Annotated in this window: 23 protein-coding genes; 11 read left to right on the top strand and 12 right to left on the bottom strand. The window is 72.7% G+C overall.

Annotated elements, in window-relative coordinates:
• Positions 1-78 precede the first annotated feature (78 nt).
• Positions 79-1,404, bottom strand: a complete 1,326-nt coding sequence (locus tag ACWF9Z_RS13400) for an MFS transporter (protein ID WP_453601283.1) — start codon at positions 1,402-1,404, stop codon at positions 79-81.
• A gap of 99 nt (positions 1,405-1,503) precedes the next feature.
• Between ACWF9Z_RS13400 and ACWF9Z_RS13405 the strand changes: the two genes are divergently transcribed.
• Complete coding sequence (locus ACWF9Z_RS13405; RefSeq protein WP_453601286.1) at positions 1,504-2,442, top strand: LysR family transcriptional regulator; 939 nt, start codon at positions 1,504-1,506, stop codon at positions 2,440-2,442.
• On the opposite strand, the gene ACWF9Z_RS13410 is transcribed toward ACWF9Z_RS13405, so the two are convergent.
• From ACWF9Z_RS13410 to ACWF9Z_RS13420, 3 genes are all read right to left on the bottom strand, one after another.
• A complete protein-coding gene (locus tag ACWF9Z_RS13410; RefSeq protein WP_453601288.1) occupies positions 2,414-3,529 on the bottom strand; it encodes a LuxR C-terminal-related transcriptional regulator in 1,116 nt (371 codons plus the stop codon). The two genes, ACWF9Z_RS13405 and ACWF9Z_RS13410, sit on opposite strands and share 29 nt — an antisense overlap.
• 606 nt (positions 3,530-4,135) lie before the next feature.
• On the bottom strand, positions 4,136-4,954 hold the full coding sequence (locus tag ACWF9Z_RS13415; RefSeq protein ID WP_453601290.1) for a MerR family transcriptional regulator: 819 nt from the start codon (positions 4,952-4,954) through the stop codon (positions 4,136-4,138).
• A gap of 298 nt (positions 4,955-5,252) precedes the next feature.
• Positions 5,253-5,969: an alpha/beta hydrolase gene (locus tag ACWF9Z_RS13420; RefSeq protein WP_453601293.1), complete on the bottom strand. Its 717-nt coding sequence runs from the start codon at positions 5,967-5,969 to the stop codon at positions 5,253-5,255.
• A 377-nt stretch (positions 5,970-6,346) separates the two neighbouring features.
• Between ACWF9Z_RS13420 and ACWF9Z_RS13425 the strand changes: the two genes are divergently transcribed.
• From ACWF9Z_RS13425 to ACWF9Z_RS13435, 3 genes are all read left to right on the top strand, one after another.
• Entirely contained in the window at positions 6,347-7,495 is a 1,149-nt protein-coding gene (locus tag ACWF9Z_RS13425) for an adenosine deaminase (RefSeq protein WP_453601295.1), read from the top strand.
• Between the two features lie 139 nt (positions 7,496-7,634).
• A complete protein-coding gene (locus ACWF9Z_RS13430) occupies positions 7,635-7,895 on the top strand; it encodes a hypothetical protein (protein ID WP_453601297.1) in 261 nt (86 codons plus the stop codon).
• Positions 7,896-8,061: 166 nt separating this feature from the next.
• The gene (locus ACWF9Z_RS13435) at positions 8,062-8,820 is read left to right on the top strand and encodes a hypothetical protein (protein ID WP_453601300.1); all 759 of its coding nucleotides are present in this window, start codon (positions 8,062-8,064) and stop codon (positions 8,818-8,820) included.
• Positions 8,821-8,838: 18 nt separating this feature from the next.
• On the opposite strand, the gene ACWF9Z_RS13440 is transcribed toward ACWF9Z_RS13435, so the two are convergent.
• The 6 genes from ACWF9Z_RS13440 to ACWF9Z_RS13465 all read right to left on the bottom strand — a co-directional run bounded on the left by ACWF9Z_RS13440 (position 8,839) and on the right by ACWF9Z_RS13465 (position 13,579).
• On the bottom strand, positions 8,839-9,048 hold the full coding sequence (locus ACWF9Z_RS13440) for a PspC domain-containing protein (protein WP_449483765.1): 210 nt from the start codon (positions 9,046-9,048) through the stop codon (positions 8,839-8,841).
• Positions 9,049-9,091: 43 nt separating this feature from the next.
• Positions 9,092-9,787 carry a VanZ family protein gene (locus ACWF9Z_RS13445; RefSeq protein ID WP_453601302.1) on the bottom strand — a complete coding sequence of 232 codons (696 nt, stop codon included), beginning with the start codon at positions 9,785-9,787 and terminating at the stop codon, positions 9,092-9,094.
• 50 nt (positions 9,788-9,837) lie between these two features.
• On the bottom strand, positions 9,838-10,491 hold the full coding sequence (locus tag ACWF9Z_RS13450) for a PH domain-containing protein (RefSeq protein ID WP_453601305.1): 654 nt from the start codon (positions 10,489-10,491) through the stop codon (positions 9,838-9,840).
• Positions 10,492-10,516: 25 nt separating this feature from the next.
• Entirely contained in the window at positions 10,517-11,134 is a 618-nt protein-coding gene (locus tag ACWF9Z_RS13455) for a class F sortase (RefSeq protein ID WP_453601308.1), read from the bottom strand.
• A gap of 50 nt (positions 11,135-11,184) precedes the next feature.
• Positions 11,185-12,171, bottom strand: a complete 987-nt coding sequence (locus ACWF9Z_RS13460) for a hypothetical protein (protein ID WP_453601311.1) — start codon at positions 12,169-12,171, stop codon at positions 11,185-11,187.
• A gap of 415 nt (positions 12,172-12,586) precedes the next feature.
• Complete coding sequence (locus ACWF9Z_RS13465; RefSeq protein ID WP_453601313.1) at positions 12,587-13,579, bottom strand: hypothetical protein; 993 nt, start codon at positions 13,577-13,579, stop codon at positions 12,587-12,589.
• A 254-nt stretch (positions 13,580-13,833) separates the two neighbouring features.
• Between ACWF9Z_RS13465 and deoC the strand changes: the two genes are divergently transcribed.
• The 3 genes from deoC to ACWF9Z_RS13480 are packed head-to-tail and all read left to right on the top strand — an operon-like array spanning position 13,834 to position 17,151.
• Entirely contained in the window at positions 13,834-14,796 is a 963-nt protein-coding gene (gene deoC, locus ACWF9Z_RS13470; protein WP_453601432.1) for a deoxyribose-phosphate aldolase, read from the top strand.
• Positions 14,797-14,801: 5 nt separating this feature from the next.
• Complete coding sequence (locus tag ACWF9Z_RS13475; RefSeq protein ID WP_356651882.1) at positions 14,802-16,238, top strand: aldehyde dehydrogenase family protein; 1,437 nt, start codon at positions 14,802-14,804, stop codon at positions 16,236-16,238.
• Positions 16,231-17,151 carry an aldehyde dehydrogenase family protein gene (locus tag ACWF9Z_RS13480; protein WP_453601316.1) on the top strand — a complete coding sequence of 307 codons (921 nt, stop codon included), beginning with the start codon at positions 16,231-16,233 and terminating at the stop codon, positions 17,149-17,151. The genes ACWF9Z_RS13475 and ACWF9Z_RS13480 overlap by 8 nt, the downstream gene beginning before the upstream one ends.
• Before the next feature lie 137 nt (positions 17,152-17,288).
• On the opposite strand, the gene ACWF9Z_RS13485 is transcribed toward ACWF9Z_RS13480, so the two are convergent.
• Complete coding sequence (locus tag ACWF9Z_RS13485; RefSeq protein WP_453601318.1) at positions 17,289-17,651, bottom strand: hypothetical protein; 363 nt, start codon at positions 17,649-17,651, stop codon at positions 17,289-17,291.
• Between the two features lie 66 nt (positions 17,652-17,717).
• Here ACWF9Z_RS13485 and ACWF9Z_RS13490 point away from each other — a divergent pair, with 66 nt between their 5' ends.
• On the top strand, positions 17,718-18,416 hold the full coding sequence (locus tag ACWF9Z_RS13490) for a uridine kinase family protein (protein WP_453601435.1): 699 nt from the start codon (positions 17,718-17,720) through the stop codon (positions 18,414-18,416).
• A 248-nt stretch (positions 18,417-18,664) separates the two neighbouring features.
• Here the strand turns inward: ACWF9Z_RS13490 and ACWF9Z_RS13495 are convergent, their stop codons facing one another.
• On the bottom strand, positions 18,665-19,384 hold the full coding sequence (locus tag ACWF9Z_RS13495; protein WP_453601320.1) for a SigE family RNA polymerase sigma factor: 720 nt from the start codon (positions 19,382-19,384) through the stop codon (positions 18,665-18,667).
• A gap of 243 nt (positions 19,385-19,627) precedes the next feature.
• Here ACWF9Z_RS13495 and afsQ1 point away from each other — a divergent pair, with 243 nt between their 5' ends.
• From afsQ1 to ACWF9Z_RS13510, 3 genes are read left to right on the top strand one after another with little or no spacing between them, the layout of a single operon-like run.
• Positions 19,628-20,305, top strand: a complete 678-nt coding sequence (gene afsQ1 / locus ACWF9Z_RS13500; protein WP_385374671.1) for a two-component system response regulator AfsQ1 — start codon at positions 19,628-19,630, stop codon at positions 20,303-20,305.
• Complete coding sequence (locus tag ACWF9Z_RS13505; protein ID WP_453601324.1) at positions 20,302-21,789, top strand: ATP-binding protein; 1,488 nt, start codon at positions 20,302-20,304, stop codon at positions 21,787-21,789. Before afsQ1 ends, ACWF9Z_RS13505 begins: the two co-directional genes overlap by 4 nt.
• Positions 21,773-22,435 (top strand): hypothetical protein, encoded by a 663-nt coding sequence (locus ACWF9Z_RS13510; RefSeq protein ID WP_453601326.1) that lies wholly within the window; start codon positions 21,773-21,775, stop codon positions 22,433-22,435. The genes ACWF9Z_RS13505 and ACWF9Z_RS13510 overlap by 17 nt, the downstream gene beginning before the upstream one ends.
• Positions 22,436-22,498 lie beyond the last annotated feature (63 nt).

Genomic DNA, 22,498 nt, shown 5'->3' on the forward strand with positions numbered 1-22,498 from the left:
CATCCGCCTTCCCCGGGGCACCGGCCGCGTACCCGCCGCCCGTCTGCCGCGTACCCGGCCCCGCGGGGCCAGTACCCGTCAGCGGGCCGGCAGTGCCGCCGCGTGGGCCGTGCGGGCCGCGTGGGAGCCGTACAGGGTGATCGAGACGACGCCCGCGACCGCGAGCAGCGCGAGGGTGACCGTGGCCGCCCAGCCCGCCGAGTGGTAGGCGAGGGCGCCGAGCGTGCCGCCGGCGCTGGAGCCGATGTAGTACGCCGACTGGTAGAGCGCCGAGGCCTGCGCACGGCCCGTCTTCGCCGTGCGGCTCACCGCCGCCGAGGCCACCGCGTGGCCCGAGAAGAAGCCCGCCGTGATCAGGACCAGACCCAGCACGATCGCGGTGATCGAGTCCGCGAGGGACAGGAACAGGCCCAGGGCCGTCGTGGTCACCGCCAGGTACAGCGCCCCGCGCCGGCCGGTGCGGGCGACGAGCTGTCCGGCGGCCGCCGAGGAGACCGTGCCGACCAGGTAGACGAGGAAGACCGAGCCGACGATGCCCTGGCCGAGGGAGAACTCGTCCACCAGGCGGTAACCGATGACGGTGTAGACCGCGCCGAACACGGTCATGAACAGCGCGCCGATCCCGTACAGCCGCAGCAGCAGCGGATCGCGCAGGTGACCGGAGACGGTACGTCCCACCGCGCGCGGGTTCAGCGACGCCGCCCGGAAGAAACGGGCCCGGGGGAGGAGGACCAGGAAGGCCACCGCGCAGGCCAGGGACATCAGGGCTACGGTCAGCAGCCCGCCGCGCCAGCCCCAGGCCTGGGCCGCCCAGCCGGTGACGATGCGGCCGCTCATGCCGCCGATGGAGTTGCCCGCGACGAACAGTCCGATCGCGGCGACCAGCGCCTTCGGCTTGACCTCTTCCGCGAGGTAGGCCATCGCGGAGGCCGGGATGCCGGCGATCGCGGCGCCCTGGACCGCGCGCAGCGCGGTCAGCCACTCCAGGTTCGGTGCGAAGGGGACGAGGAGGCCGACGCCCACGGCCACCACCATCGACCAGGTCATCATCCGGGTCCGGCCGAACCGCTCGGACAGCGCGCTGAGCGGCAGCACGAACAGGGCGAGGGCGCCGGTGGCGGCCGAGACCGTCCAGCTGGCCTGACCCGCCGTCACGCCGAAGCCGTCGGAGATCGCGGGCAGCAGGGCCTGGGTGGAGTAGAGGAGGGCGAAGGTGGCCAGTCCGGCGGCGAACAGCGCGAGGCTCATGCGGCGGTAGCCGGGGCGGCCGGGCGCGTGCGGTTCGGGGGCGGACACGGACGTCACGGTCGCGGACGTCTCGGCCGCGGGGGTCTCGGGTGCGGCAGGGGACGGCGGGAGAGAGGCACCCACGGTGGTGGGCGCCCCGGTATGAGCGGGAGGCATGTCTACGACGGTAGAGCCGTCCTTTTCATGCGTCCAATGCACAACATCGCGATAATCGATCCGTCCGTGCATCAGCAGAGGTCAGATGGGTGCCTATCGATGAGCCGTTACGAAGAAGACATGGCCGTGACATACGCCCTGGCCCCTCGCCTCGCGCAGTTCGCCGCCGTGGCCCGGCACGAGCACGTCACCCGCGCCGCGCACGAGCTGGGCGTTCCCCAGTCCACCCTGTCGCGGGCCATGGTCCGGCTCGAACAGGACCTGGGCGTCACGCTGTTCGCCCGCAAGGGCCGCAGCGTCGCCCTCACCACCGCCGGCCGGACCTTCCTCGCCTCCGCCGAGCGCTCGCTGGCCGAGATCGCCTGCGCCGCCGGCTCCGTACAGCAGGACGCGGACCCCTCCTTCGGGAAGGTCGCCTTCGGCTTCCTGCACACCCTGGGCTCCGAGACCGTGCCGGGGCTGATCCGCGCCTTCCGGGCCGACCATCCGGGGGTCAGGTTCTCCCTGGTCCAGAACTACGGCGAAGCGATGCTGGAGCGGCTCCGGGCCGGCGAGCTCGACCTCTGCCTGACCTCGCCGCTGCCCGACGCCCCCGACCTGGTGGCCCGCCGCCTCGACGAGCAGCGGCTGCGCCTGGTGGTCCCCGACGACCACCGCCTCGCCGCCCGCAAGCGGATCCGCCTCGCCGAGGCCGCGGAGGAAACCTTCGTCACCCTGGAGCCCGGCTACGGACTGCGCCGCATCACCGACGACCTGTGCGCGGAGGCCGGGTTCACGCCCCGGGTCGCCTTCGAGGGCGAGGAGGCCGAGACCTTGCGCGGGCTCGTCGCGGCCGGGCTCGGCGTGGCGCTGCTGCCGCCGCCCGCCGTGGCCCGGCCGGGGGTCGTCGAGCTGACGGTCACGGCTCCGCGCGCGGTCCGCGAGATCGGGGTGGCCTGGCTCGACGGGCATCCGGACACGCCGCCGGTGGCGGAGTTCAAGCGGTTCCTGCTCTCCCGCCGGGGACGGCTCATTCCGGAGCTTCAGCCGGGCGCGTGAGCGGGGCTCCGGCCGCCGCCGACAGCAGGAACCCCGCCTGGAAGCGGGACTTGGCGCCCACCGCGCGCATGATCTCGGCGATGTGGCGCTGGCAGGTCCGCTCGGACATGCCGAGCCTCCTCGCGATGACCTTGTCCTCCATGCCCTCCGCGAGCAGGCGCACGATGGTCTGGCGGAGCTCCTCGGAGATGGAGCGGGCCCGGTCCGGGCCGATGGTGGTGGTGAAGGGATCGGCCTCGGCCCAGGAGCGCTCGAAGGCCTGCACCATGAAGCGGACGACGCTCGGATCGCGCACCAGCAGCGCCGCCTTCTCGTCGTCGTGGACCTCCATCAGGCCGGTGTGCCGGTCGACGAGGATCATCCGCATCAGGCCGTCGCCGACGGTACGGACCTGCGAGCCGAGGGCGGTCACCCGCTCCACGTACGCGGCCGTCGCATGGGAGTAGCGGGCGGTGTGCTGGTAGATCGTGCGCAGCCGCACGCCGCGGGCCAGCATCTTCTCGTCGCGCAGGACCGCTTCCGCGAGGATCGCCGGCGGCCGGCCGCCGCCCGGATGGCAGGTCAATATCTCGCACTCGGCCGACGCGGCGAACCCGCGGAGCAGGTCCTCCAGCACGCCCCGGTCGGTGATCAGCTCCAGGCTCTCCACCCCGTCGCGGTCGCGGTGCGCGGAGCCGGCCTCGTACTGCGGGACCAGTGCCTCGAGGCGGGCGCGCAGGCGGTCCATCTCGTCATGGGTCTCGCGCACCTGCAGGGCCAGCGGGGCCAGCGTGCGGGCGGCGGCGGTCCGCGGGGACACCGCGCTCCAGCGCTGCGGCGGCGGGACCTCGGCCGGGCCGCCCGCGGGGGCGTCGGCCGCGGCCCCGGGCGCGCGGTCGGCCGTGGGCCCTGCCGTGGCCCCGGCCGTGGCGTTCGGGCGGGGCTGGAGCAGATGGGCCTCCGCCAGCTCGGCGATGGCCGCGGCCACGGCGGCCGGGTCGCCCAGCAGTTCGGCGGCCTCCGCCTCGGAGAAGGCGCGCCGCTCGGCCGCGTACCCGTACAGGCGTCGGGCAACGGGGCTCAGTTGGTCCGCTTCGTCCGCTGGCATATCCATATCGTCCCGGCCTGCCCCGTTTCGTAAACCCCTCGTGTTCCTGCAAGGCACCAAGACGATGCCCTTCGATCTTCGCGAGCATATGCCGAACCGGCACAGTGGTGACACGGCGTTCTCGGGGGAGGGCGCGGGCGTCCCGAGTCCGCGCTTCGCCGTCATGGTGTCGCGCCCGTCGTGCGGGTGCGCATGCCTCTGGTGGTCGCGCCGGAGCCGCCGCGCCATCCGGCCGTGAGGGGACGGCGCGGCAGGCCCGGCCGGCCCGCGCGGCTGACCGCCGCCCGAGCCGCTCCGACCGGCCCGACGCCCGAGGCCGCGTCCGCCGGACCGCGCCCGGACCGGGTCGGGGTCCGGACCGCCCGGCGGATGACGGGGCCCGGGAGAGCGTCATCTGGCAGATTCCGACTTCACGCACTGGTGCATCTGTACGCGCGCGAGCGCGCCGAAGCCGAGGAAAAGGCCGGCAGGGCGTGGAGGGCTGTCCCTTGGGCCTGCTGGACAGCGAGTGCTGAGAGCCGGAGCCTGGCGCCCGGTCCGGCGGAAGGTCTTCCGCCAGGTTTCGTCATCCGGTGGCGGCTCGGGGGATGCCCATGGGCCGCCGCGTCAGCGAAACGGCACGGCGACGTCCGCCACGTGTTCGCCCGGTTCGGCGGTCGCCCAGCTCGGGTAGTACACCTCCCGGTTGGAGGCGCTGCGGGCGTACCCGCGCTCGGCGAGCCATGCGCCGACCGCGTCGTGGGCAGGAGCCATCGCCGGGTAGCCGTCGTGCCGCTTCGTCAGGGCGGTGTACGCCTCTCGATGCGCGGGCTCGATGCGCAGGCCGACCCGACCCGCCGGTCCGGCCTCGTTCCGGGTCGGGGCGCAGACCTCGACGGGGCCGTCGGAGTCCTCGCTCACCAGGCCGTGGTAGACGGCGAAAACAGGTCCGGACAGGCACGCTCCTGCCTGCCGCAGGTGGGAGAAGAGCAGTTCGCTCGCCTCCGCGAGGAATGCGGGCAGGCCGGCGGCGGTCACGTGGCGCTGGGTGAAGACAACCTTCTGCTCGGGCACGTCGCGCTCGGTGATCTCGTACAGGGTCGGGCTCCTTCCGGTGAGCACTTCCATGGCGTAGCCCACCGCCTCCCGGCGGGCCGCGTGTGCGGAGTCCTGTTCTCGCCGGTACGCGTCGAGCAGTCGTACGGACTCCTCCTCGCCGCTCGAGTCGAGCACCGCCGCGATCCGCGCCAGCGGCATGCCAGTGGCGCGCAGCAGCGCGATGCGGCGGGCTCGTTCGACCTGGGCGGGGCCGTAGTGGCGGAACCTGGTCCGCGAATCGACTTGGGCGGGCGGCAGCAGCCCCCGGTCTCCGTAGAGCCGCAGGGCCTTGGGGCTGAGCCTGGTCCTGACCGCGAGCTCCCCGATGGTGATCCATTCCTCTTGCACACGGCCACTGTGCCCTCTGCCCCTGGGGAAGGGACAAGCGAGGCGCCCGCCCGATGCCGAGCACCCACGCCCCTGGCCTCGGGCCGCCCGCGCGAACGCGAGCCGCACGGCGGCACCGGCCCCCCCGGAGGCGCGGCGCGGTCTGCGCCCTCCGGCCTGGCCGCACCATCAGCCTCTCGTGGCCCAGTGGCCGGATCGCGATGTGCCCGGGGTGCGGTGCCGGAGGGACCGTGGGTGCGGAGCGTCCGGGCAGGGCGGGCCGGACACCGCGGGCCCGGCAAGATCCGGAAGAGGCGGCCTAGCGCCGCGAGCGCCCGTAGCCGGAGGCCAGCGGCATCCGCAGGCCCAGCGGGGGCGGAGCCGCGAGCGCGTCGGTGACCGGCCGGGAGTAGGGGCCGCTGAACACCGAACCCAGGACGAAGTCCACGGACAGCGCCACGACTTCGGCCTGGTGATCGCGCAGCCCGTGCCCGTCGGAGTGCACCTCGAACCGGCAGGTCGTGCGGTTGGCCTTCTTCGCCCGCGTCGCCAGCCGGAAGGACAGCTCCGGGTCGCTGCGCGCGTCGTTGGTGCCGTGCACGATCAGCACCTGGCGGCCCGAGAGCTGTCGCACCGGTTCGGGGGAGTCGAGCGCGGACGCATACGTCAGCGAAGGGGCCAGCGCGAGAACGGAGTTGACCGCCTCGTGGCCGCCCGCCGCGAGGGCCGCCGTGCCTCCCGCGTCGTAGCCGGCCAGGCAGACCGGTACGTCCCCGTACCGGCGGACCACCTCGTCCGCCGCCCACGCGGCGTCCTCCTCGCGGGCGCCCCCGCCGTGGATGACCTGGTGGGCGACCAGTCCGTCCGCCGCCCCCGCGCGGGCCAGGGCCCGCGCCAGTGGACGCACCGGACCGGGGGAGAGTCTGGACGCTCCGGGAAGCAGGAGGACCACACCGCTGACAGTAGAGACCGAGCCGGTCGCGCCGGCCGCCCGCCCCAAGCGGGCCCCGCGCGCCGGGGGTGCATGCTGTGCCATGGCGAAACAGTCTCAGACGCCGGGGCCCACGTCACCCGTTCGCGCAGTCGTCGTTGTCTTCGGGGCCGACTCGGCCCGCGAACGGCCGGAAGCGGGACCCTCGTTCGGGTGGGACGCCGGAACGCCGGGAGGCCCGGGGGCCGGCGGTGAAGCCGCGGCGGAAGGCGGCCGGGCACCGGCGGGAGACGGCCCGCGAGCGGGCGGGGAAGGCCCGGTGAGCCGCAGGTTCACGGGGCGGCGCGGGCCGGGGACCCCGCTGCGCGCGCCGAGGGCGACCGCGCCTCCGGGCGGGCGGCGGCCGGCGTCCCGCATATCGGGTTCATTTCGGCAGGGTTCCGTTAACAGCGCTCTACGCGCGTAGGAGCTAGAGTGCCCAGATGACGAGCGAGACCCCCAACCTGCCCACACCGGATCAGATCCGCCGCTCCCCGAAGGTGCTCCTGCACGACCACCTCGACGGTGGACTGCGCCCCGGGACCATCATCGAGCTGGCGCACAAGGTCGGCTACGAGAACCTTCCCGAGACCGAGGCCGACAAGCTCGGCGTCTGGTTCCGGGAAGCCGCCGACTCCGGCTCCCTCCCGCGCTACCTGGAGACGTTCGCGCACACCTGCGCCGTCATGCAGACGAAGGAGGCCCTCTTCCGGGTGGCCTCCGAGTGTGCCCAGGACCTGGCCGAGGACGGCGTCGTCTACGCCGAGATCCGCTACGCGCCCGAGCAGCACCTCGAGGCCGGCCTGACCCTCGAAGAGGTCGTCGAGGCGGTCAACGAGGGCTTCCGCGAGGGCGAGCGCCGCGCGCGGACCAACGGAAACCGCATCCGCGTCGGCGCGCTGCTCACGGCGATGCGGCACGCGGCCCGCGCGCTGGAGATCGCGGAGCTGGCCAACCGCTACCGCGACAAGGGCGTCGTCGGCTTCGACATCGCCGGCGCCGAGGCCGGGTTCCCTCCCACCCGCCACCTCGACGCCTTCGAGTACCTCAAGCGCGAGAACAACCACTTCACCATCCACGCGGGCGAGGCCTTCGGTCTGCCGTCGATCTGGCAGGCCCTGCAGTGGTGCGGCGCCGACCGGCTCGGGCACGGCGTGAAGATCATCGATGACATCGAGGTCGCCGAGGACGGTTCCGTGACGCTGGGCCGCCTGGCCTCGTACGTCCGGGACAAGCGCATCCCCCTGGAGATGTGCCCCACGTCGAACCTGCAGACGGGCGCGGCGCTCTCCTACGCCGAGCACCCGATCGGCCTGCTGCGGAAGCTGCACTTCAGGCTGACGGTCAACACCGACAACCGGCTGATGAGCGGCACCAGCATGAGCCGTGAATTCGAGCACCTCGTGGACACCTTCGGCTACTCGCTGGAGGACATGCAGTGGTTCACGGTCAATGCGATGAAGTCCGCGTTCATTCCTTTCGATGAACGGCTGGCCATGATCAACGAGGTCATCAAGCCGGGTTACGCGGAACTGAAGTCGGAGTGGCTGTTCCGTCAGACCGCTTCCACCAGCGGTTCCGTCTCGGTGTAGGCCAAGGCGTGACGGACTGAAAGCGCCCGGGAGGAGCAATTCCCGGGCGCTTTCTCGTATTTAATGATGTTTGCGGCCGACGGTTTGAAGTGACTAGTTTGCGGAGCCGCTCTTTTCCCCGTCGCAAGGACGATCCTTCATGAAGAAGTCAGCTGCCAAGACCATCGGTGTCGCCGCTCTCGGTGCCGCCTTCGCCGCAGTCGCCGCCGGGACCGCTTCGGCCTCCGTCCCCGCCGTCGGTCTCGGCGACGCGCTGGGCACCGTCCAGGGCCTCACCAGCCAGCAGCACGTGAACGCCGAGGACGGCCAGAAGGCGCCCGAGGCCACCGACCCGGCCGCCGCGCTCGGCACGGTCACCGGCCTGCTCGGCGGCCTGCCGACCAGCGGTCTCGGCGCCTGATCCGTTCCGGATCCCCTGACGGATTCGTACGCGATTCGTACGCGATTCGTACGCACGCCCACGCGGTGCACACCTCTTCGAGCAGGTGTGTGCCGCGTCGCGGCATGTGCCAGGATCACCGCCAACTGCCCGCCGACTCCCTGGGTATGAGGTCTCGATCATGCACATGAAGGCACGAACGGCCACGGCCGCGCTGCTCCCCGCCCTGCTCCTCGCCGCGGCGGGCTGCGGCAGCGGGACGCACACCTCCGCCGACCCCGAGTCCCCCGACCCGAAGGGCTCCGCGAGCACACCCGGCCAAGCCGCGTCACCGGGCTCGCCGGGCGCGGCCGGCACGGGCGCGCCCAAACGGTCCGGCAGCAGGCTGGAGCGCTCCGCCCTGGAACAGGGCGACCTCGCGGGCTACCAGATCTCCGCGGACGCCAAGAACCCCAACGCCCCCGACGGCCAGCCTCAGTCCGACCGCAAGGCCTGTCAGCCGCTCGCCGACATCATGGGCGACAAGCCCGACCCGGCCGCGCGCGAGACGGTCAACCGGGGCGTCGGCTCGCAGAAGCAGATGGGCCTCGCCGTCTCCGCCTCCGTCAGCTCCTACGCCGAGTCCGACGCCAAGGCGCTGATCGCCCGCCTCAAGGACGCCGTCGCCGCCTGCGGGACCGGCTTCTCCGCCACGGTCGAGAAGCAGACCGGCAGCTACCGCGACGTGAAGGCGGCCGACTACAAGGCGGGCGGCGACGAAAGCGTCAGCTGGACCACGACCGCGTCCGCCCAGGGCGTCACGGCGCAGGTGCACATCGTCGTCGTGCGCCAGGGCGACACCGTCGCCCGCCTCATGGCCCTCAACGTGACGGGCGCGCCCAAGGCCCCCGAGGTCCCGCACGAGATCACGGACAAGCAGATCCAGAAGGTCCGGGCGGCCCGCTGAATTCCGTGCCGTCCGGCATTACCAGCCGGCGGTTCCGGCGGCGCTGGTCTTGTCGTTCGGCAGGAGCACCCACAGCGCCAGGTAGACCAGGAACTGCGGGCCGGGGAGCAGGCACGAGACGACGAAGATCAGACGCATCGTGTTCGCGGATATCCCGAATCGGCGCGCGAGACCGGCACAGACTCCGCCGATCCATCGTCCGTCACGGGGGCGGGCAAGGGCGCTCATGGTCTCTCCTCGTCAGATGAGCGGGAAGTTTTCCCGCGATGCCTCAATACTCCCGGTGAATCGCGGACAGAACGTCGGTCCAGGGGCCGAGCCCGACCCTGGTAATTCTCGGGGTCGCCCCCTGAGAACGGCTGTGGGGCCGGCTCGGGGTGCGGCTCTGAGAACGGCTCGGAGCGACGGGACGGGAACCCCTCGGGGCGACGGGATCACCGGCCGGCGGGTCCGCGGGAACACCGGCCGGCGGGCCCGCGGGGGAGACCGTGCGGGCGTGCCGCAGCCGCGCCCGCAGCAGCGGCACGACGGCCGCGTGCGCCACGGCCACGCCGAGGGTGTTCAACAGCACCGAATCCACGTCGACCACCTGCCCCGGGACCGCGCTCTGAAGCATCTCCAGGCCCACCGAGACCAGCGCGCCGGCGGCCGCGGTCCGGGCCAGCGAGGACCACGCGGCCAGCGGCGACAGTTCCACGCGCCCGCTGATCATCGGCAGCAGCACCCCGAGCGGTGCCAGCAGGGCCAGACCGCCGCCGATCCGGCGGGCCGCCTCCAGGGGCCCGTAGGCGAGGTCCGCCCTGATCCCCTCCAGCGGGGTCAGATTGGCCGCCGCCGCCCACGGGACGTCCAGTGGGCGCAGCATCAGCCAGCCGACGAGGAGGAGATGCGCGGCCAGCAGGACTCCGGAGAAGAACCGGATCCGCAGGTGAATGGCGGCGTTGCCGCTGCCCTTGAGACGGTGCACGCCAGTGAAGACGCGGCGTCCGGTGCCCGCGGTTCCGCAAGGAGCGCCGGTCAGCCCGTGGCGAGCAACACGATGAGGATGAGCGCGCCGGCCACGGCCGGGGCGATGATCTCGTAGGACCAGGTGACCTTCACGGAGCCCTGGGCGCCGGGCCGCGCGGCCCCGCGCTCCTGCAGCTCGCGCAGCTCGTCCACGGTCTGGTCCGCGGCGGCCCGCTGCGGGTTCTCGGCGTTCTGGGGACGGCCCGCCGGGGCAGGCGCGGCCGTGCCCCGGCCCATGAGGCCGCCGATCCGGCCGTTCGGGCGGTTCTGGGCCCGGTTCGCCTTCTTGCGCTCCCGCAGGGAGACGGGGACGGACCACAGCTGGTACTTCGACCCCTCGGCCAGTACCTCGGCGGAGAACCGGGCGCGGACGGTGTCCACCGCGCCCCACGGCAGTTCGATGATCCGGAACGGGTTCCGCACGCGCATCCGGTCGGCATTGGCGAAGACCGCCGGACGGATGGTGAAGGCCACGATCAGCGGCGCGAGGAACAGCGCGACGGCGAGGGCCAGCCAGGGGGCGTTCCCGCTGCCCCGGACCACGGCGTCCCCGCAGAGCCATCCGAGCAGTGCGAGCATCACCACACCCGTGACGGTCGCCATGGGGGAGCGGTAGACCCGGTCGTCGTACACCGGCTCGTCAGTGGGCTGCTCGCTGCTCATGCGCCCGATTCTGCCTCACGTCGTCTCAGCCCACGAGATCGGCGTACAGGATGATGTTGTCGGGGCGGTGGCCCGCGGTGATCTCGCCGCCGCAGGTGATGACGCGCAGCTCGGGGCGCGGGGTGTCCCCGTAGACCTTGGCGGTCGGGAAGCTCTTCTTGTCCACCTGCTCCAGCTCGCGGACCCTGAAGACGGCGGTGCTCCCGTCCGCCCGGGAGACGCTGATCTCGTCGCCGGTGCGGACCCGCGAGACGTCCTTGAGCACGGCCGGGCCGCGGGCGGTGTCGAAGTGGCCGATCAGCACGGCGGGACCGGTCTCGCCGGGCGTGACGCCCTTGGTGTACCAGCCGATCTTGTCCGCCTCGGGTACGGAGGGGACCTCGACGGTGCCGTCGGCGGCCAGCCCGAGCTCCAGCACCGGCGAGGTGTCCACCCCGGCCGCGGGGATCCGTACGCGGACGGGCGCGGAGGCGGGCAGGGGGGTGGCCGCCGCCGGGGCCGCGGGAGCGGCCGTGGGGGTGACGGCGGGCGGGGCGGGGGCCGCGGGCGGGGTGCCGGTGGTGGGGGTGGAGGCGCCGCACCCGGTCAGGAGGACGGCGAGGAGTGCGGAGGGGAGCAGTTGGCGGGCGGCGCGGTGGGCCATGGGGACACTCCGGGAACGTACGCGGGCGGGGCGAGGAAGGGGCAGGGGTGTCAGTCCTGGGCGCGGCGGCGCAGGACCATGACGGCGCCGAGCGCGCCGAAGATCGCCATCAGCCCGGCGCCGGCCGCCACGGTGGTGGCGCGGTCGGTGCCGTCGGTGTCCCCGGCGGCGATCTCGGCCCCCGCCGCGACCCCGCCCTTGGGCACGACGGAGGTCTGACCGGCGGTCTGCGGCGTGGGCGCGGCCGGCGTGGTGGCGGACGCGGCGGGCTTCGGGGCGGCCGAGGCGGCGGCGGAGGGGATGGGCTTCGGCGCGGGTTCGTCGTCGTGCACCGTGTAGGCGGGCGTGCAGCCCTGGGGGAGCGCGGGGAAGTCGGCGTGGCCCAGCGGGACGGGGGCGTGGACGCCGCCCTGGGGGTGCCACCACTCCAGGACCGGGTGGGCTCCGCTCGGGTTCACGATGCGCACGTCGCGGCCCATGGGGTCGGTGCGGGTCAGCGTCAACGACCAGGTCTCGGACGGGTCGGCGGAGTGCCCGACGGCCCGGGGGCCCTCCGGTGACATCGTCAGGTCGGCGACGCTGCCCTCACCGATGTCGACCCGTCGGACCCCGGAGACGCACGGGGCGGCCGGCCCCGTGGCCTTCGGCAGCGGGAACGACTTGGTGACGTGCTGATCCCACACGGTGAGCACCGCCTCGGCGGTGTCCGCCTTGGCGAGGGTGAAGACCATCCCTTGTTCCGACGCCTGTGCGTGCGACCGGTTCAGCGACACCAGCGGCTTCGGGTGCGTCGTGCCGTCCTTGTCCACGACCCGGATCTCCACGGAGGGCCCCTCCGCCACGGAGTTGCTCATGAGCGCGACCAGGTGCTCGCTGATGACGACCTTCGTGGTCTCGGACGCGGTCGCCGTCGCCGATGCCACCGCCTGCGGCGCCGCGGCGGGCGCTGCGGACGCGGCGCCGGCGGCCGGTACGAGCAGGGCGCCCGCGAGGGCGGCGGTGACGATCGGGGCGCGGAGGGAAAGGACGGAACGCATAACGACTCCTGGAGCGTGGTCGGCCCGGTGGGCCCTGGTGGGCTCTGGCCGGCGGGAGGGTGGAGGCGAGCCGCATGCCGCGTCGGTCTGGTCGGTCTCTTTCGGCCGGGTCAGGTGTGGCGGGCTGCTGAGGAGAAATCTATTGATCTTGTTCGGCCGGACGATCCGCCTCCTGTCATGGATGTGTAACGGGTGCGGAGCTCTCCGCGACGTGTCGCGGCGCGTCGCGGCGCGTCGCGGTGGAACGGCCGACGCGAGCGCGTCGACACGGCCGTTCGACGCAAGGGCGTCGGCACGCCCGGCGGACGGAACGGCGGCGGGCGGAAGGGCGGCGGGTGACCCGGCGAACGCGCAGGGGCGGGCCACCGCGTGGGTGGCCCGCCGGGGCGGTGAAGCCGGGTCGTGCGGGCCGGGGTCAGCCGCGGGAGCGGGCCTTGCGGGCGCGGACCACGAAGGTGGTGCCGAGCGCGAGGAGGATCGCGACGAGCCCGGCGCCGGCGGCCGTCGTGGTGCTGTTGTCGTCGTCGGGGGTGATCTCGGCGCCCGCGGCCACGGAGCCCTTGGGGACGACGGTGGTCTGGCCGCCGGTCTGCGGCTTCGGCGCGACGGGCTCGACGGACGGCTTCGTGGACGGCTTCGCGGACGGCTTGGGGTCCGGCTGCGGCGTCTGGGTGGGCTTCTGGAACGCGTAGTCGAACGTGCAGCCCCGGGGCAGCTTCGGGAAGGTGGCGTGGCCGTACGGCATGTCGCCGCCCTGGGTCTTCCACTCGAAGACGGGCTCGGCGGAGCTCGGGTTCAGGATGCGGGCGACGATCCCGGCGCCTTCCGGCAGGGAGGGCACGGCGCGGGTCAGGCTCGTGTGCTCCCCCTCGCCTTCCTCGGCGAACTCCAGCTGGGCGACCGGGCCGTTCGGGGACATCATGAGCAGGGCCAGTGCGCCCGCCCCGATGGGCTGCGACACGGGCTCGCTCATGCACTCCGGACCCTGGGGCCTCGGCAGCGGGTAGGAGCTGGTCTTGCCGTTCTTGGTCACGACGAGGGTCTCGAGGCTTGCCGTCTCGCCCCCCTCGAGCTTCAGCTGCAGGCCCTCGGCCGAGCCGGTGCGGTGCTTGTCGTCCAGCGTGAGCAGGACGTGCCCCGTGTAGGTGTCGCCGGGCTTCCAGTCCGGGGAGACCGCGCGGATCCAGGCCTCGGGGCCCTCGGACTTGAAGCGCAGCACCGCGACGATGCCCTTGTCGATGGAGACGGGCGTGCCCGCGTAGCGGTCGGGGACGTCGGACGACACGGTCCCGGCGGACGACACGGTCCCGAAGGTCGACCCCGCGGCCGCGAAGGCGGCTCCGGCGGGGGCGAGGAGGGCCCCGGCGAGCACGGCGGTGGCGAGGGCGGTGCGGGCGGCGGTACGCATAACGACTCCTGGAGCGGTGGGTGAGGGAGGAGGAAGGAGAGCCGCATGCCGCGTTGTCTCTGTCGGGTTGTCGTCCGGGTGAGGTTCTGGCGGGCTGCTGAGACGAATGTATGGAGCACGTGCGTGCGGATCATGCGCTTCCTGTCATGGCCGCGTAACAGGGAGTGGAGGTGTCGATTCCATAGCGGATCAGTCGGAATCGGGGGGAGGGGGTGACAGGTCGCTACGCGCGTAGATATGCTCATGTGGTGACCATGCCCACCACCCTCACCGCATTCGCTGACGTGACGACGTCCGACAGTGCGCTGCGCCGCTTCCTGCACGGGCTGCCCGGCGTCGACGCTGTCGGCCTGGAGGCCCGTGCGGCCTCCCTCGGCACCCGCTCGATCAAGACGACGGCCAAGGCGTATGCCATCGACCTGGCCATCTCGATGATCGACCTGACGACGCTGGAAGGCGCGGATACCCCGGGCAAGGTCCGGGCGCTCTCCGCCAAGGCCGTGCATCCCGATCCGACCGACCGCACCACGCCCACGACGGCCGCCGTCTGCGTGTACCCCGACATGGTGGCCACCGCCAAGGCGGCCCTGCACGGCGCCGACGTCAAGGTCGCCTCCGTCGCCACCGCCTTCCCGGCGGGCCGCGCCGCGCTGCCCGTCAAGCTCGCCGACACGGCCGACGCCGTGGCCGCCGGCGCCGACGAGATCGACATGGTCATCGACCGTGGCGCCTTCCTCGCCGGCCGCTACCTCGAGACCTACGAGCTGATCCGCTCGGTCAAGGAGGCCTGCGTCCGCCCCGACGGCAGCGCGGCCCGGCTCAAGGTGATCTTCGAGACCGGCGAGCTGTCCACGTACGACAACATCCGCCGCGCCTCCTGGATCGGCATGATGGCCGGGGCGGACTTCATCAAGACCTCCACCGGCAAGGTCGGCGTCAACGCGACCCCCGCGAACACGCTCCTCATGCTCGAAGCCGTTCGCGACTTCAAGGCGCAGACTGGAATCCAGATCGGCGTGAAGCCGGCCGGCGGCATCCGGACCACCAAGGACGCGATCAAGTTCCTGGTCCTGGTCAACGAGACCGCGGGTGAGGACTGGCTGAGCAACCACTGGTTCCGCTTCGGCGCCTCCAGCCTGCTCAACGACCTGCTGATGCAGCGCCAGAAGCTGAGCACCGGCCGTTACTCCGGTCCCGACTACGTGACGGTGGACTGATCACCATGGCATCTGTATTCGATTACGCGCCCGCCCCCGAGTCGCGTTCCGTCGTCGACATCGCGCCCTCCTACGGGCTGTTCATCGACGGCGAGTTCACCGACGCGGCGGACGGCAAGGTCTTCAAGACCGTCTCCCCGTCCTCCGAGGAGGTCCTCGCCGAGATCGCGCAGGCCGGCGCCGCCGATGTGGACCGCGCCGTGAAGGCCGCCCGCAAGGCCTTCGAGAAGTGGTCCGCGCTGCCCGGCTCCGAGCGCGCCAAGTACCTCTTCCGCATCGCCCGGATCATCCAGGAGCGCAGCCGCGAGCTGGCCGTCCTGGAGACCCTCGACAACGGCAAGCCGATCCGGGAGACCCGCGACGCGGACCTCCCGCTGGTCGCCGCGCACTTCTTCTACTACGCGGGCTGGGCCGACAAGCTCGACCACGCCGGCTACGGCGCGAACCCGCGCCCGCTGGGCGTGGCCGGCCAGGTCATCCCGTGGAACTTCCCGCTGATGATGCTCGCGTGGAAGATCGCCCCGGCGCTCGCCACCGGCAACACCGTCGTGCTGAAGCCGGCCGAGACGACCCCGCTCTCCGCGCTGTTCTTCGCGGACATCTGCCGCCAGGCGGGCCTGCCCAAGGGCGTCGTCAACATCCTCACCGGGTACGGCGACGCGGGCGCGGCCCTCGTCGAGCACCCGGACGTGAACAAGGTCGCCTTCACCGGCTCCACCGCCGTCGGCAAGGCCATCGCGCGCCAGGTCGCCGGTACGGACAAGAAGGTCACCCTGGAGCTGGGCGGCAAGGGCGCCAACATCGTCTTCGACGACGCCCCCATCGACCAGGCCGTCGAGGGCATCGTCAGCGGCATCTTCTTCAACCAGGGCCAGGTCTGCTGTGCGGGCTCGCGCCTCCTGGTCCAGGAGTCGATCCAGGACGAGCTGATCGACTCGCTCAAGCGCCGCCTGTCCACGCTGCGCCTCGGCGACCCGCTCGACAAGAACACCGACATCGGTGCGATCAACTCCGCCGCTCAGCTCGCCCGGATCACCGCGCTCGCGGAGACCGGCGAGGCCGAGGGCGCCGAGCGCTGGTCCGCGCCGTGCGAGCTGCCGTCCTCCGGGTACTGGTTCGCCCCGACGCTCTTCACGAACGTCTCCCAGGCGCACACTGTCGCCCGTGACGAGATCTTCGGCCCGGTGCTGTCCGTGCTGAGCTTCCGCACGCCCGACGAGGCCGTCGCCAAGGCCAACAACAGCCAGTACGGCCTGTCCGCCGGCATCTGGACGGAGAAGGGCTCGCGCATCCTCGCGGTCGCGAACAAGCTCCGTGCCGGTGTCGTCTGGGCCAACACGTTCAACAAGTTCGACCCGACCTCGCCCTTCGGCGGCTACAAGGAGTCGGGCTTCGGGCGCGAAGGCGGCCGTCACGGCCTGGAGGGCTACCTCGATGTCTGAGCGAAGTGTCGAAAAGGGCGGCTCCGCCGCCGGGCGTCTGAGCGTCTTCAAGACCTACAAGCTGTACGTCGGGGGCAAGTTCCCGCGATCCGAGAGCGGCCGGGTGTACGAGGTGAGCGACTCGAAGGGCAAGTGGCTGGCCAACGCCCCGCTGTCCTCCCGCAAGGACGGCCGTGACGCGGTCGTCGCGGCCCGCAAGGCCTTCGGCGGCTGGTCGGGCGCGACCGCGTACAACCGGGGCCAGATCCTCTACCGCATCGCCGAGATGCTGGAGGGCCGCCGGGACCAGTTCGTCCGCGAGGTCGGCGACGCCGAGGGGCTGTCGAAGGCCAAGGCCGCGGCGGTCGTGGACGCGGCCATCGACCGCTGGGTCTGGTACGCGGGCTGGACCGACAAGATCGGACAGATCGTGGGCGGGGCCAACCCCGTCGCGGGCCCGTTCTTCAACCTCTCCACCCCCGAGCCGACCGGTGTCGTCACGGTCGTCGCCCCGCAGGCGTCGTCCTTCCTCGGGCTGGTCTCCGTGATCGCCCCGGTGATCGCCACCGGCAACACGGCCGTCGTCATCGCCTCCGAGACGGCGCCGCTCCCGGCGCTCTCCCTCGGCGAGGTGCTGGCCACGTCCGACCTGCCCGGCGGCGTCGTCAACATCCTGTCGGGCAAGGCCTCCGAGATCGGCCCGCACCTGGCCTCGCACCAGGACGTCAACGCCATCGACCTGGCGGGCGCCGACGTCGCGCTCGCCAAGGAGCTGGAGATCGCGGCGGCGGACAACCTCAAGCGCGTCCTGCGTCCACAGCCTGTGGACGACTGGAGCGCGGACCCGGGAACCTCGCGCATGACGGCGTTCCTGGAGACCAAGACCGTCTGGCACCCGACCGGGTCGCTGGGCGCGGGCGGCTCCTCGTACTGACGCGCACCCGCGCGTCCGGCCGTACGAGGCCCGGCTCCCACGAAGACCGGCCCCGGCAGTGTCCCCCGCACTGCCGGGGCCCCTTCATGTCCTGCGCGGGCCCCGTGGGGTTCGCGGGCCCCGCGGGCGTACGGGCGCTACTTCACCGCGCCCGGCAGCAGCGGGCCGAGCAGTGAGGACGCCGCCGCGGTGGGCAGTTCGCCGACCGACGAGCCGCGCGTCAGGCTGCCCGTGAGCATGCCCGTGCCGACCGAGGGGAAGTCCGCGACCTTCGTGGCCAGGCCGTTGTCCAGCGGGTCCACCCCGGTGTTGGCCAGCGGGTTCACCTTCAGGTTCGCGATCGGGTCGGCCACCCCGGACAGCGCCGCCGGGACCGAGAGCTCGCCCGCCTGCGCCCCGCCGGCGGCCATCGCGAGCGCCGCGCCGGCCATCGAGAGGGTCAGGCCTGCGGTGCGCAGCGCCGTGGGGTGGGCTGCTTTGGGGGCTGCGTGACGTGCCATGGATTCCTCGCCTGTGGGCTCGTACGACGTGGTAGTCGCGTGCGCACGCAGCGTAGTGGAGGTGTGATCCTGGATACCAACGGGCCCGTGGATGGGTCCCCTGCGCGAGGTAATGGTTCACACTTGTCTCCCGTGAGCTGTTCCTCTCCTTTGCCTACGCGTGTCGTGCTGCTGACCGGTCCCTCGGGGTCCGGCAAGTCTTCGCTGGCGGCCCGTTCCGGGCTGCCCGTGCTGCGCCTGGACGACTTCTACAAGGACGGCGACGACCCCACCCTCCCGCTCGTCGACGGCAGCGCCGACATCGACTGGGACTCCCCGCTGTCCTGGGACGCGGAGGCGGCGGTGGACGCGATCGCGCACCTGTGCGCCGCGGGCCGCGCCGAAGTGCCCGTCTACGACATCGCGACCTCCGCGCGGACCGGGACGGAGGCGCTGGACATCTCCCGGACGCCCCTGTTCATAGCCGAGGGGATCTTCGCGGCGGACATCGTGGCCCGGTGCCAGGAGCGGGGACTGCTGGCGGACGCGCTCTGCCTGCGGGGCCGCCCGTCGACGACGTTCCGGCGGCGCCTGGCGCGGGACCTGCGGGAGGGCCGCAAGTCCGTGCTGTTCCTGCTGCGCAGGGGATGGCGGCTGATGCGCGCCGAGCGGGGCATCGTGGCCCGCCACACCGCGCTGGGTGCCCACCCGTGCGGCCGTGACGAGGCCCTGGGCCGCCTCGCCGCCGCGGCGGCCGGCCGCCACCGCGCCGCGGCCCCGGCGTAGCCCCCGGCCAGGGACCCGGCCAGGCCCCGGATGCGGCCCTGCCCGGCACCCGGCCCCGCCCGGGATCCGGCCGGGACCCCCGGCCGCCGTGAACGCCAAAAGGCGGGATCAAACGGACCCCCGGCCGCTTGATCCCGCCTCTTGCCCCCCGTGACCCCCGCCCCACCCCCGCGGGACGGGCCCCCCGGCCCATGGTCTGTGTGGTCGTGCCGTGCTCGCCGTCGTGGCCGCGCGTCCCCGGACGGGGCCTACGCCACCAGGTCCTCGAAGGACTCCGACTCGTCGCGGCCGAAGCTCAGGGCCTCGTCCTCGCGCATGCGGCGCAGCGAGCGCCAGATGCTCGACTTCACCGTGCCGACGCTGATGCCCAGGATCTCGGCGATCTCCGGGTCCGTGCGGCCCTCGTAGTACCGGAGCACCAGCATCGTGCGCTGCGGTTCCGGGATCCGGGTGAGCGCCTGCCACAGCACCGCGCGCAGCTCCGTACCGCCCATCGCGTCGGTGTCCGAGGCCGTCTCCGGCAGCTCCTCGGTCGGGTACTCGTTGAGCTTGCGGCGGCGCCAGGCGCTGATGTGCAGGTTCGTCATCGTGCGCCGCAGGTAACCGCCCACGGCGGCCTTGTCGCTGATGCGGTCCCAGGCGCGGTACGTGGAGAACAGCGCGGTCTGCAGCAGGTCCTCGGCCTCGTAGCGGTCGCCGGTCAGGTGGAAGGCCGTCGCGTAGAGGGCGGCCCGCCGCTCCTGGACGTACGCCGTGAACTCGGCCTCGTTGGAGGAGTCCGTGCGGTCCGCGGTGTCCGCCGTGCGCTGCACGGGGACGGAGGGGCGCTCGTAGGTCTTCGCGTCGATGGCCACCACGTGCGCCGGCCGCCGGGAAGGGGCCGTCGCCGTACGGACGGCCGTCCGGCGGTTCACATCGTGCAGCCGCGTGACAACCGCGCTGGTCGTGGTTCCGTGCAGCGTGCTCATCTCGCGCCCCCCGTCGTGGAGTCTGTCCGTTCGTTGGTAGAAGACTGCCCCCCCGACATAACCGGGGTGTCCTTCGACTGTCACAGGCCTGTCACAGGGCCCGGGCAGGGGCCGCGCCGGACCGTCGCCCCGCGTGCGCCGCGCACCCGCCGCGCACCCGCCGCGCGTCCGCCGCGCGCCCCGTCCGGGATTGGGCCCGCCGGGCGGTCGAAGTCCCGACGGGCGATGGGACAGAATGAGCGCGTGCCCTTCCTGTTGCTCATCGAGGACGACGACGCCATCCGCACGGCCCTCGAACTCTCCCTGTCACGCCAGGGCCACCGTGTGGCCACCGCGGCGACGGGAGAGGACGGCCTCAAACTGCTGCGCGAGCAGCGGCCGGACCTGATCGTCCTGGACGTCATGCTGCCCGGGATCGACGGCTTCGAGGTGTGCCGGCGGATCCGCCGTACCGACCAGCTGCCGATCATCCTGCTGACCGCGCGCAACGACGACATCGACGTGGTCGTCGGCCTGGAGTCCGGAGCGGACGACTACGTCGTCAAGCCCGTCCAGGGCCGGGTGCTCGACGCCCGCATCCGGGCCGTGCTGCGCCGCGGCGAGCGGGAGTCCACCGACACCGCCGTCTTCGGCCCGCTGGTCATCGACCGGTCCGCCATGACGGTGACGAAGAACGGCGAGGACCTCCAGCTCACCCCGACCGAGCTGCGGCTGCTGCTGGAACTCAGCCGCCGGCCCGGCCAGGCGCTCTCCCGGCAGCAACTGCTGCGGCTCGTCTGGGAGCACGACTACCTGGGCGACTCGCGCCTCGTCGACGCGTGCGTGCAGAGGCTGCGCGCCAAGGTCGAGGAGATCCCCTCCTCGCCCACCCTGATCCGTACGGTGCGGGGCGTCGGCTACCGACTGGACTCCCCTCAGTGATCAGAGCCCTCTTCGCGGGCCGGCGCTGGACCAGCCTGCGGCTGAGGCTCCTCATCGTCTTCGCCCTGGTCGCGCTGACCACCGCGGTCTCCGCGTCCGGGATCGCCTACTGGCTCAACCGCCAGGCCGTCCTCAACCGGACCCAGGACGCCGCCCTCGGCGACTTCCGGCAGGAGATGCAGAACCGGGCCGCCGCGCTGCCCGCCGATCCGACGCAGGAGGAACTGCAGCGCACCGCCGAGATGATGGCGGGCAGCAGCCCCGGCTACAGCGTGCTGCTCCTGGGCGAGCGCAAGGACGGTACGAAGGTGACCGGCGCGGCCGGCCCCGACGCCTTCGGGTTGTCCGACGTGCCGAAGTCGCTCCAGCGCGCGGTCAACGACCGGCAGAAGACGACGGCGGTCAACGACGCCGAGTACCACATGTACTGGCAGCGGACGAAGCCGCACGGCAACCCGTACCTGGTCGGCGGCACCCGGATCGTGGGCGGCGGGCCCACCGGCTACATGTACAAGTCCCTCGCCCAGGAGCGCGACGACCTCAACGCCCTGGCCTGGTCGCTGACCATCGCCACCGGCCTCGCGCTGCTCGGCTCCGCGCTGCTCGCGCAGGCCGCGGCCCGGACCGTGCTCAAGCCCGTACAGCGGCTGGGCGACGCGGCGCGGCGGCTCGGCGAGGGGGAGCTGGACCACCGCCTGGAGGTGTCGGGGACGGACGAACTCGCCGACCTGGCGCACACCTTCAACAAGACGGCGGAGGCGCTGGAGAAGAAGGTCGCCGACATGAGCGCGCGGGAGGAGTCCAGCCGGCGGTTCGTCGCGGACATGTCCCACGAACTGCGCACGCCGCTGACGGCGTTGACGGCGGTCGCCGAGGTGCTGGAGGAAGAGGTCGACGACCTCGATCCGATGATCGCACCGGCGGTGGCGCTGGTCGTGAGCGAGACCCGGCGGCTGAACAACCTGGTCGAGAACCTGATGGAGGTCACCCGCTTCGACGCGGGGACGGCGCGCCTGGTGCTGGACGACGTGGACGTCGCCGACCAGGTGACGGCCTGCATCGACGCGCGGGCCTGGCTGGACGCGGTCGAACTCGACGCGGAGCGCGGGATCGTGGCACGCCTCGACCCCCGGCGCCTGGACGTGATCCTGGCCAACCTGATCGGCAACGCCCTCAAGCACGGCGGCTCGCCGGTACGGGTCTCCGTGCTGGTGCAGGGGGAGTGGCTGGTCATCGCGGTGCGGGACAACGGTCCGGGCATCCCGCAGGCCGTGCTGCCGCACGTCTTCGACCGCTTCTACAAGGCGAGCGCCTCGCGGCCGAAGTCGGACGGCAGCGGGCTGGGCCTGTCCATCGCACAGGAGAACGCGCACATCCACGGCGGGGACATCACCGCCGCGAACAGGGCGGAGGGCGGTGCGCTGTTCACCCTGCGGCTGCCGATGGACGTGGGGAAGGTGATCGCGCATGAAGACGAGTCGTAGTCGCAGTCGCAGTCGCGGCCGGGTGCGCGGTTCGGCCGTCGCGGCCCTGAACGGTCTCGCCCTCGCGGGGCTGGCCCTCGCCGGGTGCGGCATCCAGGCGTCCACCGTGCCGGTGGACGTGGGCGCGGCGCCCTCGCGGGTGTCCTGTGACACCCCGGCCAAGCCGTCGGCCGGATCGGCCACGGTGCAGGGCATCCGGGCCACGGTGGAGCTGGTCTGCGGAGCCCAGCTGGTCGGCGTCGAGCGCGTGGTGCCGATGCCGGAGAAGAAGCCGTCCCGGGACGTGATGGTGCTGGTCAGCCAGGCCTTGCTGGAGGCGCTGCAGCGGGAGCCGTCGCCGCAGGAACGGGACGCGGGCTTCACGACCGGTGTCCCGGCCGGGCTGACGGCGGCCGCGCCGCGGCCGGGCGACCCGGCGGGGACGGTCCGCCTCAGCCGCAAGCCGGAGGACCTGCCGCCGGTGGCCCTGTCGCAGATCGTGTGCACGCTGTCGGACAGCGAAGCCGTGTCCGCGGGAACGGGACCGGTGGTCCTGGGCGGCCCGGACTCGGACCCGCCGAGGGCGTGGGAGTGCAGCGAAGCCGTCCGCTCCCGCCCGGAAGCGGTCCCGACCCTGGGCGACGTGGTCCTCCCGACCCCTTCCTGACGGAGTGCGTGAGCGGGACCTCCGGGCGGACCGCGCCGCGCCCCGGGGGCGTCGTGCGCGTCC

This window comes from Streptomyces sp. NPDC054961 (genome assembly GCF_053609145.1).

Coding starts and splice junctions, on each gene's coding strand:
- ACWF9Z_RS13400 (WP_453601283.1), bottom strand. CDS start 1,404: ATGCCTCCCGCTCATACCGGGGCGCCCACCACCGTGGGTGCCTCTCTC.
- ACWF9Z_RS13405 (WP_453601286.1), top strand. CDS start 1,504: ATGAGCCGTTACGAAGAAGACATGGCCGTGACATACGCCCTGGCCCCT.
- ACWF9Z_RS13410 (WP_453601288.1), bottom strand. CDS start 3,529: ATGCCAGCGGACGAAGCGGACCAACTGAGCCCCGTTGCCCGACGCCTG.
- ACWF9Z_RS13420 (WP_453601293.1), bottom strand. CDS start 5,969: ATGGCACAGCATGCACCCCCGGCGCGCGGGGCCCGCTTGGGGCGGGCG.
- ACWF9Z_RS13425 (WP_453601295.1), top strand. CDS start 6,347: ATGACGAGCGAGACCCCCAACCTGCCCACACCGGATCAGATCCGCCGC.
- ACWF9Z_RS13430 (WP_453601297.1), top strand. CDS start 7,635: ATGAAGAAGTCAGCTGCCAAGACCATCGGTGTCGCCGCTCTCGGTGCC.
- ACWF9Z_RS13435 (WP_453601300.1), top strand. CDS start 8,062: ATGAAGGCACGAACGGCCACGGCCGCGCTGCTCCCCGCCCTGCTCCTC.
- ACWF9Z_RS13440 (WP_449483765.1), bottom strand. CDS start 9,048: ATGAGCGCCCTTGCCCGCCCCCGTGACGGACGATGGATCGGCGGAGTC.
- ACWF9Z_RS13450 (WP_453601305.1), bottom strand. CDS start 10,491: ATGAGCAGCGAGCAGCCCACTGACGAGCCGGTGTACGACGACCGGGTC.
- ACWF9Z_RS13455 (WP_453601308.1), bottom strand. CDS start 11,134: ATGGCCCACCGCGCCGCCCGCCAACTGCTCCCCTCCGCACTCCTCGCC.
- ACWF9Z_RS13460 (WP_453601311.1), bottom strand. CDS start 12,171: ATGCGTTCCGTCCTTTCCCTCCGCGCCCCGATCGTCACCGCCGCCCTC.
- ACWF9Z_RS13465 (WP_453601313.1), bottom strand. CDS start 13,579: ATGCGTACCGCCGCCCGCACCGCCCTCGCCACCGCCGTGCTCGCCGGG.
- deoC (WP_453601432.1), top strand. CDS start 13,834: ATGCCCACCACCCTCACCGCATTCGCTGACGTGACGACGTCCGACAGT.
- ACWF9Z_RS13475 (WP_356651882.1), top strand. CDS start 14,802: ATGGCATCTGTATTCGATTACGCGCCCGCCCCCGAGTCGCGTTCCGTC.
- ACWF9Z_RS13480 (WP_453601316.1), top strand. CDS start 16,231: ATGTCTGAGCGAAGTGTCGAAAAGGGCGGCTCCGCCGCCGGGCGTCTG.
- ACWF9Z_RS13485 (WP_453601318.1), bottom strand. CDS start 17,651: ATGGCACGTCACGCAGCCCCCAAAGCAGCCCACCCCACGGCGCTGCGC.
- ACWF9Z_RS13495 (WP_453601320.1), bottom strand. CDS start 19,384: ATGAGCACGCTGCACGGAACCACGACCAGCGCGGTTGTCACGCGGCTG.
- ACWF9Z_RS13510 (WP_453601326.1), top strand. CDS start 21,773: ATGAAGACGAGTCGTAGTCGCAGTCGCAGTCGCGGCCGGGTGCGCGGT.